The sequence below is a fragment of the Corynebacterium sp. KPL1818 genome, assembly GCF_000478135.1.
Classification (GTDB): Bacteria; Actinomycetota; Actinomycetes; order Mycobacteriales; family Mycobacteriaceae; genus Corynebacterium; species Corynebacterium accolens.
The window spans coordinates 59,133-72,440 of the sequence record NZ_KI515758.1 but is presented as its reverse complement, the minus strand read 5'-3'; the positions used below and the strand labels follow the sequence as shown (position 1 = coordinate 72,440).

The window sequence follows — 13,308 nt, the reverse complement described above, 5'->3', positions numbered from 1 at the left end:
CCCGCCGAGTTTAGTCGGCGTGGTGGGCCTCTGCGGCGCTGCGGTTATCGGCGTGGAAATGCTTGGCCGCTACCTCATCGCGGATAGCGCGCTTGCCCTGCCGCCAGCCGATGAACCGGCATACCAGGTAGATCACAAAAGAAATGGTGGTCACGAAGACGGAGACCGGCAGGCCTGGCGCGAGGGAGAGGATGAAACCGCCAACGGCGGAGACCTCGGCGAAGATGGTGGACCACAGCACCGCGCGCAGGGGCGAGGAGGTGATCTGTACGGCCGCCGCGCCGGGGGTGATAAGCAGCGCCATGACGAGCAGTGAGCCGACGATTTGCACCGACTGCGCTGCGGCGAGGCCGACGAGGACGGCGAAGGCGACGGAGATGGCGCGGGTGGGAACGCCGGCGGCGCGGGCCATATCAGGATCGGCGGAGGCGAAAAGCATGGGCCGCCAGAGGAAGCCGACGGCGGCGACGATGATGACCGTGGTGGCGGCCAGCAGCCACACCGAGGCGGAGGATACGCCGACGATTTGGCCGGTCAGAAGCGTCATCGCCGTATTGGAATTGCCGGGGTAGAGGTGCAAGAACAGCACCGAAAGGCCCAGGCCAAAGCTCATGACCACGCCGATGGCGCTGTCTTGCTGGCCTTTAAAGCCCAGCATGGCCAGGATGATAGCGGCGACGATGGCGCCGGCGACAGCACCGAAGCCCAGGTTGAGGCCGAAGAGCAACGCCGCGGAGGCACCCATGAGAGCCAGTTCAGAGGTGGCGTGGACGGAAAAGGACATCTGGCGCAGTACGATGAGCGAGGTCATCACGCCAGACAGGATGCCCAGCAGCGCGGAGGCGATGAGCGAAGATTGAACGAAATCCACGCTGAGCAAGTATTGGGTATCTTCCCAGAAATTAGACAACAATGAGCCTCCCGTCGACGTTTAAGACATTGACCTTGGAACCGTACAGCTCCGAGAGGACCTCGGAACGCATGACCTCATCGACCGAGCCGAAGGTGTGGCCGTTGGGCGCGATGTAGAGGACCTTATCCGTCACCCCGAGCACGGGGTTGATGCCGTGGGTGACAAAGATGATGGAGGTCCCGCGCTCGCGGCGCAGCGAGTCCAACTTGTTGACCGTGGAGTTTTGCCGGGCGGGGTCGAGGGAGAGGAGGGGCTCATCGGCAAGAATGAGGTCCGGGTCATTGGCCAGGGCTTGGGCCTGGCGGATGAGTTGTTGCTGGCCGCCGGATAGCTGGCCGACTCGCCGGTCCCGTAGCCCCGTGGCACCTACCTCTTCCAACAGCTCGTCCACCCGTCCACGGGGTGGGTGCCGGTGGCGGAATACCCCGTGCGCCACGGAGAGCGAAACGAGGTCGCGGGCGCGCAGGGGAAGGTCAGCGGGGAACATGCGCTGCTGGGGGATGAACCCGACCCGGCAGTTGACATCGACGCGGCCACTGGTGAGCGTACGTGTGCCGAGGATGGTGCCCAGCAGGGTGGACTTGCCCACGCCATTGGGTCCTAAAACGGCGATAAACTCGCCGCGGTCCACGGCGAGGTTAAGCTGCGACCACAGCGGGTCTACTGCGGCCTCATGGAATTCAACGAGCACTAGTGCTTCCCCAGCTTGCTCGTGACTTCGTCGTAGTATTCCCAGAACTTCTTGCCGTCTGGCGGGGTTTCGCCGATTTCTACGATATCGATGTCATTGTCTTCTGCGGCGGATTTGATGCGGCTTGCGGTATCGGTTTCGGTTTGGGGGTTGAAGATGAGGAGATCGACCTCGCCATCGTCAATGGCCTTGATGAAGGCGGCGACATCGGCAGTAGCGGGCTCGCCCTCGGAGATGGTGGCCTTGCGGAAGCCCTCGGGAGTGACGTCCTTGGTGTCGGTGTACTTCATGAGGTAATCGGCGATGGGCTCGGTCTGCGCGTAATTCAGGCCATCAGGAAGCTGCTTGAGCTTATCGCGCAGCTGGTCCACGTGGGAGTCGATCTTCTCGGTGGTGGCGCCGGCGTCGGAGTATTCCTCGTTGATCTGGTCCGCGATGGAGCCTGCGACCTCCTCCAGAGCGGCGGGGTCGTACCAGATGTGCTCGTTGCCCTCGATATTGGTGACCTTGTCCGGGTCATCCTTGGCGGTGGCCTTCGCGGCATCGATGGTCATGACATCGGGGTCCTCGTCCAGCTTGCCGTGGTCCGTCAGCGGCAGGGCGGAGATGATGTTGTCTTGATCAGAAACGGCCTGGTAAATCCAGGCATCGTAGCCGCCGCCGTTGACCACGAGCATGTCGGCGTCATTGGCCTTGGCTATATCGGCCGCGGTGGGTTCGAAGTGGTGGGGGTCGGTGTCATTGCCTTCTACGATGGGTTTTACCTCGATGTCGACGCCGGAGGCGGTATCGGCCACGGCCTGGGCAACATCGGCCCAGATGGAGGTGGAGGCGACGATGGAAAGCTTCTTTTCGCCGGAGTCGGATCCGGAGCCAGATCCAGAATCTGCGGAGCACGCGGCGGTGAAAAGGAGGCCACTTGCTGCGAGTAGGGCTGTTGTTGCGCGTAGTGACGTGTGCATACCCTCCAGTGTGCGGTTGCTGGCAATCGTTGTCAATTGAACATGCATTGAAAATTGGGCGGCGGGGCGCAGGGTAAGGTAACAGGCATGGTTAAACGCAGCCCCACCCGGAAGACACTGGCCTCCCTCGCCGCGGAGTTGGGGGTTTCGCGCACAACCGTATCCAATGCCTATAGCCGCCCTGACCAGCTCTCCCCGGCAACGCGCGAGCGCATTTTGGCCGCGGCCAAGGCGCGCGGGTACCCGGGTCCCGATCCCACGGCGCGCAGCCTGCGCACCCGCCGCGCCGGGTCGGTAGGCGTGCTGCTAACCGAGCACCTGTCCTATGCCTTCGAAGACATGGCGTCGGTGGATTTCTTGGCGGGCATGGCGGAGGCATCGGCAGGCGCGCAGACCACGCTGACGCTGATTCCCGCAGGCCCGGAAGGCGAAGCGGAGGCGACCAGCCTGGTGGGTTCGGCCGCGGTCGATGGCTTCGTGGTCTATTCGGTCGCCGCGGGCGATGCCTACCTCGCGGCCGCGCGGGGCCGGGGCCTGCCGCTGGTGGTCTGCGATCAGCCCACCGATGCGGGGCTACCGTTTGTGGGCATTGATGATCGCGCGGCGATTGCCCCAGCGGCGCGTGCGCTTATCGATGCCGGGCACCGCCACATTGGCATCCTCGCCATCCGCCTGCGCCTGCAGCGCCACGACGGCCCGATTTCCTGGCAGGAAGTCCAGGATGCGGAGATGCACGTGCAGCGCTCGCGGGTGATGGGCGCGCTCGATGTCTTCGCCGAGGCGGGCATCGCGCCCGAAACCGTGCCCGTGGTCACGCAGCACATTAACGATGCCCACACCACCCGCGCCGCCGCCGAGCTCCTGCTCGACGCCCATCCGGAGCTGACGGCCGTGCTGTGCACGACCGACTCCATGGCGCTCGGCGTGCTGGCCTATGCCCGCGAGCGCGGGCTGAGCGTGCCAGAAGATTTATCAGTGACCGGCTTTGACGGCATCGATGCGGCGCAGCGCCTCGACCTGGCCACCGTCATCCAGCCCAATAAGGCCAAGGGGGCTGCGGCCGGGCACATGCTGGAAAAGCTCATCGCCGGCGCGACAGATACCGCAGGCGAGGCCCGCGCGAAGGCAGACGCGGTGCCGCGGCGGGTGCTGCAGACACGGTTCGCGCCCGGGAAATCGGTTACTGCACCGCGGCCGCGCGGGCGGTAGCGAGCTCGGTGAGAAAGTGGGCGACGGCGTCGACATCGGCAAGCTGCACGGCTGCGATGGAATCGCCCTCGCCCACCTTGACGCCCACGTCCGGCGGCTGGTGGAGGGCGCGGAAGCCGTCCTCATCGGTGACATCATCGCCCAAGAAAACCATGGCGGTGGCGCCGGTGCGCTCGCGGAGGGCCTCAAGCCACGTGCCCTTGGTAGCGGTGGTGGCAGAAAACTCGATGACGGACTTGCCGGCGGTGCGCGGGAAACCGGCGGTATCGAGCGCCAAGCCCGCCTCGTAGGCGGCCGCGCCCTGCTCCGGGCTGTCCAGCTCCAGCGAGCGCAGGTGCAGCACGCGCTGGAAGGGCTTGACCTCAAGCTCCGCGCCGGGGAAGCGGTCTATGATGCCGCGGATTTCTTCCTCCTTGCGCGCAAGGTGCTCATGCATGGCGGGGGTGAGCTCGGTCTGCTGCCAGGAGGACTCGGCGCCATGGGAGCCGCCGAAGAAGACGGGCTCGCGCAGGGGGCACACGCGCTGCAGGCCCTCTAGGTGGCGCCCGGATAGCACCGCGGCGGTGGTGCGCGGCAGGTGGGCCAAGTGGTTCAGGGCGCGGGCGGCATCGGCGTTGATTTCCACGTCATAAATGGCGGTGGCAAACGGAGAAAGCGTGCCGTCAAAATCAGAAACCACGGCGAGCTCTTCTGCCGCGGCCAAGGCCTTAATGGTGGTAGAAAGCGTCATGGCATCACATGCTACCCGCGGGAGACCAGCTTGATGGAGGGCGAATCTACCTCATCGGTATCCAATTCCAGGATGAGCTGGTTATTGCTGTTGACGGTGTAGATAAAATCATTATCCGAGCTAATCAGGTTGCGCAGCAGGTTATCGGCCCATACGGAACCGCCCTCGCAGTCCTCATCGGTGTCGTCGTACTTGACCTCATCGAAGTGCAGCTTGTTGCCATCGCGGATATTTTCGCGCTCGTCATCGGCGGTGTAGCTCAGCCGGGCCGCAAGGCGGGTGCAGCCGGTGGTGCCCACCATGGTGGATTCGCCGAAGCTAAATTCCGGCGCGTGGGGAATCGACTCCGGGATGGTAGAGGCCGCGTCGGGCGCGATATTGATGGAGACGACCTGCCACTGCTTGTCTACAATCCGGTCATCGCCCGCAGGCTGCGGGGCATCGTCCTCGGATCCGCAGGCGGTAAGCAGCGTAACGGCGCCCAGCGCGGCCGCTGCAGCGGCGCGTGCGCGGGGTTGGGAAGGAAGCATTAGGAGTCCTTTCCGTGCGGGTCGGTAGCTTGCGAAGCGGTTTCGGTCCGGGTAGTACGCAGGCAGCCCAAAAAGGACTGCGACCACAGCCGCACATCGTGGCTCATGACCTGTTCGTGCATGGTGAACATGCGCTGGGTCATGGTGAAGGGGGCATCGGAAAGCGCCCGCACGGCGTTGAGCAGGGCGCGTTTGACGGATTCGATGTCGAAGGGATTGCACAGGTAGGCCTCATCGAGCTCCGCGGCGGCGCCGGCGAATTCCGAGAGCACCATGGCACCAGAACCGTCATCGTGGCAGGCCACGAACTCCTTGGCCACGAGGTTCATGCCGTCCTTAAAGGGCGTGACCAGCATGATATCGGCCATGCGGTAGTAACAGCGCAGCACGTCCTTGGGCACGCCGCGGTGCTGGTAGTGCACCACGGGGTGGCCCATGCGGGAAAAGCGGCCATTGATGCGGCCGACGGCCTCTTCCACCTGAGAGCGGGTGGCCTTGTAGTGGTCGAGGCGCTCGCGCGAGGGCGTGGCCAGCTGCACCAAGGTGACCTCTTCCGGATCCAGGGCGCCGGTTTCCAGGAGCTCTTCGAAGGCGGTCAGGCGCTGCAGGATGCCCTTGGTGTAATCGAGGCGATCCACGCCCAAAATGATGCGCTTGGGGCTGCCCAAATCCTTGCGCAATTGGGCCACGCGGCGCTCATCCTCGTCGCTAAATTGGCCGAAATCCTGCGCGGCGATGGAAATGGGGAATGCGCCCACGCCTACGGTGCGGCCGCCGGGGAGGCGAATATGGGCGGTGACATCGCGGGTGGTGGCCTCCCCGCGCACCTCGAGGCCCTGGCGGCGGGCCAATTCCAAGAAATTGCGGGCATTAGCCTCCAAGTGGAAGCCAATGAGATCGGCACCCAAGATGCCGCGCACCGTTTCCTCCCGCCAGGGCAGCTGCCGGAAGAGATCCGGGGAGGGGAAGGGGATGTGCAGGAAGAACCCGATGGTGAGATCGGGGCGCATTTGCCGCAGGATGCCCGGCAATAATTGCAGCTGATAGTCCTGCACCCAGACCGTCGCGCCCTCTGCGGCCACGTGGGCTACCTCGTCCGCGAAGCGGAGGTTGACCTCGCGGTAGGCATCCCACCAGTCGCGGTCATAGGTCGGGGTGACGATGAGATCGTGGTAGAGCGGCCACAGCGTGGCATTGGAAAAGCCCTCGTAAAAGGCCTCAAAATCGGACTCGCTAAGCCTGACCGGGTGCAATAGCACCCCGGCCTCGGTGCGGAAGGGTTCGGGCGCGGCATCGGCAACGCCGGGCCACCCCACCCAGCAGCCCTGGTGCGCTTCCAGCACCGGCGAGAGCGCGGTGACCAAGCCGCCGGGCGAGGGCGTCCACGCCTGGCTGCCATCGGCCGCGGTAGTTAAATCTACCGGCAGGCGGTTTGCCACTACTACGAAGTCATTGCCGCGCTCACTCATAGCCCAAGACTAGCTTAAGACTTCTTGGTCGACTTCTTCGTTGATTTCTTCGTCGACTTCTTGGTGGACTTTTTCGCCGCCTTGGTGGTCTTCTTGGTCGACTTTTTAGTGGACTTCTTTGAAGCCTTAGACGTCGACTTCTTGGTGGCCTTCTTCGTCGACTTCTTTGGCGCGGCGTCGGCCTGTTCTGCCAATACCTTCTTGTGCACCAGGCCCTTGGGCTCGACACCCAGCATGGACATCAAGGTCACGCCGTCCAAGAAGTCTTGGGAGTAGGTGGCCACCACGCGGCGGGCGGCGCGGGCGGTTTCCTCTGCCAGGGCAATATCTTGTTCTGCCTGTGGGTGCGTGTCTTGGACCTTGGGTGGCACGGCGAGTCCTCCTGAATGTTGGGAAAGCTATCAGGCTAAATATTGTACGCTACCGGCGGCGTTTAGGGCTCCTTGGGTTCCTCCCCGCCGGGCTTGGTGGATTCGGATTCCTCTGGCGAGGGCGATTTCTGGCCGGGCACCGTATAGGTGGTGCGCTCGGTATCCTGCGGCTGGGCCGGCCATTGGGAGCCCGCCGGCCACAAATCCTCCGCGGGAGTGGTTCCTGGCGCGTGCTGCTGGGGCTGCGCCTGTTGCGGTGGCTTTGGCCCCAGCGTGGGCGGCAATTCGGGGCGGTTAACGCGCGGGGCGAAGGGGGACATCGGCACGCGCGGGATGCGCGGGGCCTTGCGCGCCAGGTTGGTTGCCTTGTGGAAGGAGAACCGGCCGATGCGCTTGAACGCGGAGTACGGGCGGAAGTACTTCGGGCGGCGCAGGCGGCGGGCGACGCGTTCGCCAAAGACGACGCCGGCTGCCAGCGCGCCGGAGATGGCCAGCGCGGTGGCCAGGTTGGTAAAGCCGGTAATCATCTGCTCATTGATTGAGGCATACATGCCGCGGTACAGCATGAGGCCCGGCAGCATGGGCGTATAGCCCACGATCATCGTAATGAGCGGCGGGATGCCCCACCGGCGCGACATCAAACCGCCGGCCAGGCCCACCACGATGGCGGATATGCCGGAGGCAATCACCGGGCCGACGCCGAAGGGCACGACCACGAAGTAGTAGAAGACCATACCGGCGGCCGCCGTGAGGCCTGAGAGGGTAATTTCTATCCAATTAGCCCCGCAGGCCAGCGCGAATGCGGCCGAACCCGTGCCGCCGAGCAGCACCAGAAGGGGAATCTTGTGATAAACCGGCGGCGCCAGGGTGCCCATTGGCGGCAAATCAAAGCCCATGGCGGAGGCCAGCTGAATGCCCACACCCACGCCGGCGATGATCGCGCCGGTGGATAACAGCGCGGAGAAAAAACGCGCGGAAGAGGTCACGGGGGAGCGGGTGATGCCATCGACAAGCGATTGCACCAGCGTCAGCCCCGCCACCAGCACGATGATTCCGGACGCAATGATCTGCGCCGGCGACATATTAATGCCGAAGGCGGCGGCAACGTTATACAAAATCGCGGCCGGGAAGACGGCCAAGAAGCCACCGACGACGTTTTGATAAAAGGGCGGCAGGCGGTAATTGGCCAACCAATCATTAAGCCCCATAATCAGCGCTGAGACCACGAAGGCAATGAGGCCGACGAGGAGATCGCCGCCGAGCATCATGGAAATCAGGCCACCCATGCCGCCCCAGCCGAGCATCACCGTGGACGGCTTATACGGCGCTGGCATGCGATCGATGTCATCCAGGCGCTTTTCCGCCATCGCGGGCGGGACCTTACCGGAGTGGATATCGCGGATGAGCCGGTCTACTTCCGAAAGCTTGGAAAAGTTCACGCCCACATCCGGCACCACGCGAAAGACGTGGAGGTTCTGGCGCTTATCGCCCGTGCCGATCGCGGTGTGGATGGTGATGGTATTCATCAAGATATCCACGTGGCAGTAGTGCAAACCGTACGACGACGCCGCCAGGTGCACCTGCGCGCGGGCATCCGAGTTGGCGGATCCTGCGCTAATGAGCAGCTCGCCGATGCGCGCGGCAATCTCCATCACGCCCGTGACCTGAGCAGCATCGGTCAGATCGACCGGGGCGAGTGGCGATGGTGGGGGTGCGGCTTTGGCCGCGTCAATGATGGCGACTTGGCCTGCGGATACGCGCAGGCGCTCCCGCATAGCGGACAGTAGTGACACGAAAATAACCCTCGAAAAAGCGGTGGGACACTAGTAATAATTTCAGCCTGAACTTTAACCCTTGTGGGGCGCAAATGCATACAAGGGGGACCGGCTTTCCACTTGGGCGAGGTCCTCGGGTACCATGCAACGAGCGGAAGAAATTCCGCGGTGCTGGAGTGGCGCAATTGGTAGCGCAACGCACTTGTAATGCGTAGGTTGCGAGTTCAAGTCTCGTCTCCAGCTCAAAAAATTACCCCCTAGCTGCACAAACAGTTAGGGGGTAAAAGTTTACAAGTCAGCCAGGTGGCTATTTATCCGCTACTTTGCGCTGACAGCGCCCCGGACTTCGGGTTATCGCGGAAGCACCAGGCGGTCAGTGCTGCGAAGACTAGGGCCAGGCAGGCAAGCCCGCCGACGGTGAGGAAATACGCGGAGTCATACGCCGCGGCGGCGGTGTCGTGCGTGGCGGGCGATAGGAGGGCGTCGGTGCCTTGCGGGGCGAGGGCATCGGGAAGCTTGTGCGTCATCAGTAGTGGCACGAGGGAGCCGGTAATGGCGATGGAGAGCAGCGTGCCGAATTCGTAGGAGACGGCTTCCACGCCAGAGGCCATGCCCGCGCGGTGGGAGGGGGCGGCATTGATGATGGCGGTGGAAGAAACGGACATCGAGGAGCCGGCGCCTAAGCCGGTGAGGATGAGGCCGGTAATAAAGACCGCGAGGTTATCGGCGCGGTCGGCCCAGATGATGCCCAGCATGCCGATGCCCATGCTGAGGAAACCGCCGCTGATAATGGGCAAAAAGCCCACGCGGTGCAAGACGCTGCCGCCCACAATGGCGGTGGGGATGGCCGCAACCGCCATGGCGGAGATGAAAAGGCCGGCGTCGAGGGGCGAGAGGGCATCGACAAGCTGCAGCTTTTGGGTGGTAAGTAATTCAAGCCCCGTAAGGCCAAACATGGCGCCACCGGCGGTAAGCACGCCGCCGGTAAAGGTGGGCGAGTAGAAGATGTCAAAGGTCAAAAGCGGATCACTAAGTCGGGTTTGCCGGTGGGCAAAGGCTGCGGCGCCGAGCAAGAAAGCGGCAATGGAACAGACCAGCAGCACGACATTGATATGGGTGGCCGCCGCCGTCTTAATGGCCAGGACCAGGCTGGACAGTGTGATAAGCGCATAGAACGAGGAGGGGAAATCCCAGTGCTTGTGCGGATTCGGCAGGTTGGGCGGGCCAAGGAGGAAGGTGAGGATGATGGCGAGGGCCACGATGGGCACGTTGATCAAAAAGACGGAGCCCCACCAGAAATGCTCTAGGAGGAATCCGCCCACGGTGGGCCCGGCGGCAGCGCCCACGACGGCGACAGAACTCCAGATACCGATGGCTTTATTGCGCTCAACCTCATTGGGGAAGGTCAGGCGGATAAGCGCCAGGGTAGAAGGCAGCATGATGGCAGCGCCCAGGCCCAATAAGGCCCGGCCGGAAATGAGCAGCCAGGCATTGGGCGAATAAGCCGCCACGAGGGAGGCGGTGCCAAAGGTGGCCAGGCCGATAAGGAACATCAGGCGGTGGCCAATGCGATCGCCCAATGTGCCGGTGCCCAGGAGCAAGCCCGATAAAACCAGCGTATAGGCATTGATGATCCACAATTGCTGCATGTCAGTGGCGTGCAGCTGCTGTGTGAGCTGCGGCAGCGCCGTATAAAGGATGGAATTATCCAAGCCCACCATGAGTAGCCCCAGGGACACCACGGCAAAGAAGGACCACCGCTGCGCCGGGGTGGAGGACGCCGCGGCCGCGCGGTGCGGGGGCTCAGTGGCAGTATCAGGTGACTCGATGCTCATCGCTAGAAACCGTAGCGAATACGCATGTGATATTTCAGGTTAGTATTGCCTTCCTCACAAGTAGGCGGGCGGTGTGAGTATGTAGGAATTGCTGGACTTTCCTGCATGTTTAGTAGCACAGTGGTACTAGAACAGTTAAAGAGTTAAGGATGATGTTTAATGGCACGCAATTACGCAGAACAACTTGTTGAGACGCTAGAAAAGCAGGGCGTCGAGCACATTTATGGCCTCGTGGGAGACTCCCTCAACCCGATCGTGGATGCGGTGCGCCGCTCCTCCATCGAGTGGATCCACGTGCGCAATGAGGAAGCAGCGGCCTTTGCCGCGGAGGCAGACTCGCTGACCACCGGCAAGCTCGCCGTGTGTGCGGCCTCCTGTGGTCCGGGCAATACCCACCTCATCCAGGGCCTTTATGATGCCAACCGCAATGGCGCCAAGGTGCTGGCCCTAGCATCGCACATTCCTTCCCGCCAGATTGGCTCCCACTTCTTCCAGGAGACCCACCCAGAGCAGATCTTCCAGGAGTGCTCCGGCTACTGCGAAATGGTCATGTCCGGCGACCAGGGCGGGGTAGTACTCCACCACGCCATCCAGTCCACCATGGCGGGCAATGGCGTATCGGTGCTGGTTATCCCTGGCGACGTTTCTACCGAAGAGGTGGACGATGACACCTTCGTAGAATCCAAGATCTCCACCGGCCGCCCGGTGGTTTACCCGGACCCGGCAGAGGCCGCAGCGCTGACCCAGGCCATCAATGAGGCCGAGTCCGTCGCGTTCTTCGTTGGTGCCGGCGCGAAAAATGCCCGCGAGCAGGTGCTGCAGCTGGCAGAAAAGGTCAAGGCCCCCATCGGCCACGCGCTCGGCGGCAAGATGTACATCCAGTACGATAACCCGTTTGACGTGGGCATGTCCGGCTTGCTTGGCTACGGCGCCGCGCACGAGGCCACCCACGAGGCGGACCTGCTGATCCTCTTGGGCACGGACTTCCCGTATAACGACTTCCTGCCTAAGGGCAACGTCGCGCAGGTGGATATCAACGGCTCCCACATTGGCCGCCGCACCAAGATCTCCTACCCCGTGACCGGTGATGTTGCCGCCACCATCGAGAACATCCTGCCGCACGTGGAGGAGAAGAAGGACCGCTCCTTCTTGGATAAGATGCTGAAGAAGCACTACGACAAGCTGGAGCACGTCGTGGAGGCTTATACCTCCAACGTGGAAAAGCACACCCCGATCCACCCCGAGTACATCGCGGATCTCATTGACCAAGAGGCCGACGATGACGCCATCTTCACCGTCGATACCGGCATGTGCAATGTTTGGGGCGCGCGCTACATCACCCCGAATGGCAAGCGCGAGCAGATCGGTTCCTTCCGCCACGGCACCATGGCTAATGCCTTGCCGCAGGCCATCGGCGCGCAGCAGGCTAACCCGGGCCGCCAGGTCATTACCTTCTCTGGCGACGGCGGGCTGTCCATGCTCATGGGCGAGCTGCTGACGGTTAAGCTGCACCAGCTGCCGGTCAAGATGTTCGTGTTCAATAACTCCTCGCTGGGCATGGTCAAGCTGGAGATGCTGGTGGGCGGCATTCCGGAGCACGAGACCGACCACGAGTCCGTGGACTTTTCCAAGATCGCAGAAGCCGCCGGCATCAAGACCTTCCGCATCGAGGATCCAAAGCAGGCTCCGAAGCAGATCAAGAAGGCCTTGGCGTATAACGGCCCTGCGCTTATCGATGTCGTCACCGACCCCAACGCCCTGTCCCTGCCGCCGACGCTGACCTTCGACCAGCTCCTGGGCTTCTCCAAGGCTGCTACCCGCACTGTCTTCGGCGGTGGTGTGGGCTCCATGCTGTCCATGGCCAAGTCCAACCTGCGCAATATCCCGCGCCCGCAGGACTTCTAAGCTATAACTGCCCAATAGCGCGCTAGCCACGTTTCCTTTTTCCACCGCGGATTTTTTCCACGGTTGGAAAGGGGGAGCGTGGCTTTTTGCTTTCACAGGTTTCAGTCAGAAACTTATCAGTGGGCTAGAAACTGGGTTTGCCATGATGGCTTAGTGAAGCTTGCACGCACGCAGGTGTGCAGATAACAGGAAGTAATAGGAGCTACAGGACGCATGGAAGACAATAAACTTGCCAAAGTACTCGTCGTTGATGACGAGCCGAATATCGTGGAACTACTGACGGTATCGTTGAAGTTCCAAAATTTTGAGGTCTACAGCGCTAACTCGGGCAATGAGGCGCTGCGCGTGGCGCGCGAGGTAAACCCGGATGCCTATATTTTGGACGTCATGATGCCGGGCATGGACGGCTTTGAGCTCTTGGGCAAGCTGCGCCAGGAGGGCCTGGACGGCCCGGTGCTGTACCTAACTGCCAAGGACGGCGTGGATCAGCGCATCCACGGCCTGACCATCGGCGCGGACGATTACGTCACCAAGCCCTTTAGCCTTGAAGAGGTCATTACCCGCCTGCGCGTGATCATGCGCCGCGGCGGTGCCGCCGAGGAGTCTTCTAATGACGCCACCATGAGCTATGCCGATCTGACCTTGAATGACGATACCCACGAGGTCACCAAGGGTGGCGAGCTCATTGAGCTTTCGCCCACGGAGTTCAACCTCCTGCGCTACCTCATGCAAAACAAGGAAGTGGTGCTGTCTAAGTCCAAGATCCTGGACAACGTCTGGCACTACGATTTCGGCGGCGATGGCAACGTCGTGGAATCTTATATTTCTTACCTGCGCCGCAAGATCGATACCGGCGATACGCAGCTTATCCACACCGTGCGCGGCGTTGGCTATGTGCTGCGCACCCCGCGGTCCTAA

At 62.4% G+C, this 13,308-nt stretch carries 12 protein-coding genes and 1 tRNA gene; 4 read left to right on the top strand and 9 right to left on the bottom strand.

Going from position 1 to position 13,308, the window contains the following annotated elements; translation table 11 throughout:
• Window positions 1-10: 10 nt before the first annotated feature.
• From HMPREF1261_RS00330 to HMPREF1261_RS00320, 3 genes are read right to left on the bottom strand one after another with little or no spacing between them, the layout of a single operon-like run.
• Window positions 11-910, bottom strand: coding sequence for a metal ABC transporter permease (locus tag HMPREF1261_RS00330; protein ID WP_023017953.1), 900 nt, complete (start codon window positions 908-910; stop codon window positions 11-13).
• A complete protein-coding gene (locus HMPREF1261_RS00325) occupies window positions 903-1,604 on the bottom strand; it encodes a metal ABC transporter ATP-binding protein (protein ID WP_023029552.1) in 702 nt (233 codons plus the stop codon). The genes HMPREF1261_RS00330 and HMPREF1261_RS00325 overlap by 8 nt, the downstream gene beginning before the upstream one ends.
• Complete coding sequence (locus HMPREF1261_RS00320) at window positions 1,604-2,614, bottom strand: metal ABC transporter solute-binding protein, Zn/Mn family (protein ID WP_023029551.1); 1,011 nt, start codon at window positions 2,612-2,614, stop codon at window positions 1,604-1,606. The genes HMPREF1261_RS00325 and HMPREF1261_RS00320 overlap by 1 nt, the downstream gene beginning before the upstream one ends.
• Before the next feature lie 39 nt (window positions 2,615-2,653).
• Between HMPREF1261_RS00320 and HMPREF1261_RS00315 the strand changes: the two genes are divergently transcribed.
• Entirely contained in the window at window positions 2,654-3,775 is a 1,122-nt protein-coding gene (locus HMPREF1261_RS00315) for a LacI family DNA-binding transcriptional regulator (protein ID WP_023029550.1), read from the top strand.
• Here HMPREF1261_RS00315 and otsB read toward each other — a convergent pair.
• The 5 genes from otsB to HMPREF1261_RS00290 all read right to left on the bottom strand — a co-directional run bounded on the left by otsB (window position 3,747) and on the right by HMPREF1261_RS00290 (window position 8,668).
• Complete coding sequence (gene otsB, locus HMPREF1261_RS00310; RefSeq protein ID WP_023029549.1) at window positions 3,747-4,505, bottom strand: trehalose-phosphatase; 759 nt, start codon at window positions 4,503-4,505, stop codon at window positions 3,747-3,749. The genes HMPREF1261_RS00315 and otsB overlap by 29 nt on opposite strands.
• Window positions 4,506-4,516: 11 nt before the next feature.
• A complete protein-coding gene (locus tag HMPREF1261_RS00305) occupies window positions 4,517-5,035 on the bottom strand; it encodes a hypothetical protein (protein WP_023029548.1) in 519 nt (172 codons plus the stop codon).
• Window positions 5,035-6,504 (bottom strand): trehalose-6-phosphate synthase, encoded by a 1,470-nt coding sequence (locus HMPREF1261_RS00300; RefSeq protein WP_023029547.1) that lies wholly within the window; start codon window positions 6,502-6,504, stop codon window positions 5,035-5,037. Before HMPREF1261_RS00300 ends, HMPREF1261_RS00305 begins: the two co-directional genes overlap by 1 nt.
• A gap of 14 nt (window positions 6,505-6,518) precedes the next feature.
• On the bottom strand, window positions 6,519-6,875 hold the full coding sequence (locus HMPREF1261_RS00295) for a hypothetical protein (protein WP_023029546.1): 357 nt from the start codon (window positions 6,873-6,875) through the stop codon (window positions 6,519-6,521).
• Between the two features lie 62 nt (window positions 6,876-6,937).
• A complete protein-coding gene (locus HMPREF1261_RS00290; protein ID WP_023029545.1) occupies window positions 6,938-8,668 on the bottom strand; it encodes a threonine/serine exporter ThrE family protein in 1,731 nt (576 codons plus the stop codon).
• A 152-nt stretch (window positions 8,669-8,820) separates the two neighbouring features.
• Here HMPREF1261_RS00290 and HMPREF1261_RS00285 point away from each other — a divergent pair.
• Window positions 8,821-8,893, top strand: a tRNA-Thr gene (locus tag HMPREF1261_RS00285).
• 68 nt (window positions 8,894-8,961) lie between these two features.
• Here the strand turns inward: HMPREF1261_RS00285 and HMPREF1261_RS00280 are convergent.
• Window positions 8,962-10,485: an MFS transporter gene (locus HMPREF1261_RS00280; protein ID WP_023029544.1), complete on the bottom strand. Its 1,524-nt coding sequence runs from the start codon at window positions 10,483-10,485 to the stop codon at window positions 8,962-8,964.
• 159 nt (window positions 10,486-10,644) lie between these two features.
• Here HMPREF1261_RS00280 and HMPREF1261_RS00275 point away from each other — a divergent pair, with 159 nt between their 5' ends.
• Both HMPREF1261_RS00275 and HMPREF1261_RS00270 read left to right on the top strand, forming a co-directional pair.
• Window positions 10,645-12,390, top strand: coding sequence for a pyruvate dehydrogenase (locus HMPREF1261_RS00275; RefSeq protein ID WP_023029543.1), 1,746 nt, complete (start codon window positions 10,645-10,647; stop codon window positions 12,388-12,390).
• A 213-nt stretch (window positions 12,391-12,603) separates the two neighbouring features.
• Window positions 12,604-13,308 (top strand): response regulator transcription factor, encoded by a 705-nt coding sequence (locus HMPREF1261_RS00270; protein WP_005279568.1) that lies wholly within the window; start codon window positions 12,604-12,606, stop codon window positions 13,306-13,308.

What these genes read in the sequence shown, in the direction of transcription:
- HMPREF1261_RS00315 (WP_023029550.1), top strand. Translation starts at nt 2,654, where the DNA reads ATGGTTAAACGCAGCCCCACCCGGAAGACACTGGCCTCCCTCGCCGCG.
- HMPREF1261_RS00305 (WP_023029548.1), bottom strand. Translation starts at nt 5,035, where the DNA reads ATGCTTCCTTCCCAACCCCGCGCACGCGCCGCTGCAGCGGCCGCGCTG.
- HMPREF1261_RS00300 (WP_023029547.1), bottom strand. Translation starts at nt 6,504, where the DNA reads ATGAGTGAGCGCGGCAATGACTTCGTAGTAGTGGCAAACCGCCTGCCG.
- otsB (WP_023029549.1), bottom strand. Translation starts at nt 4,505, where the DNA reads ATGACGCTTTCTACCACCATTAAGGCCTTGGCCGCGGCAGAAGAGCTC.
- HMPREF1261_RS00270 (WP_005279568.1), top strand. Translation starts at nt 12,604, where the DNA reads ATGGAAGACAATAAACTTGCCAAAGTACTCGTCGTTGATGACGAGCCG.
- HMPREF1261_RS00275 (WP_023029543.1), top strand. Translation starts at nt 10,645, where the DNA reads ATGGCACGCAATTACGCAGAACAACTTGTTGAGACGCTAGAAAAGCAG.
- HMPREF1261_RS00320 (WP_023029551.1), bottom strand. Translation starts at nt 2,614, where the DNA reads ATGCATGTTCAATTGACAACGATTGCCAGCAACCGCACACTGGAGGGT.
- HMPREF1261_RS00280 (WP_023029544.1), bottom strand. Translation starts at nt 10,485, where the DNA reads ATGAGCATCGAGTCACCTGATACTGCCACTGAGCCCCCGCACCGCGCG.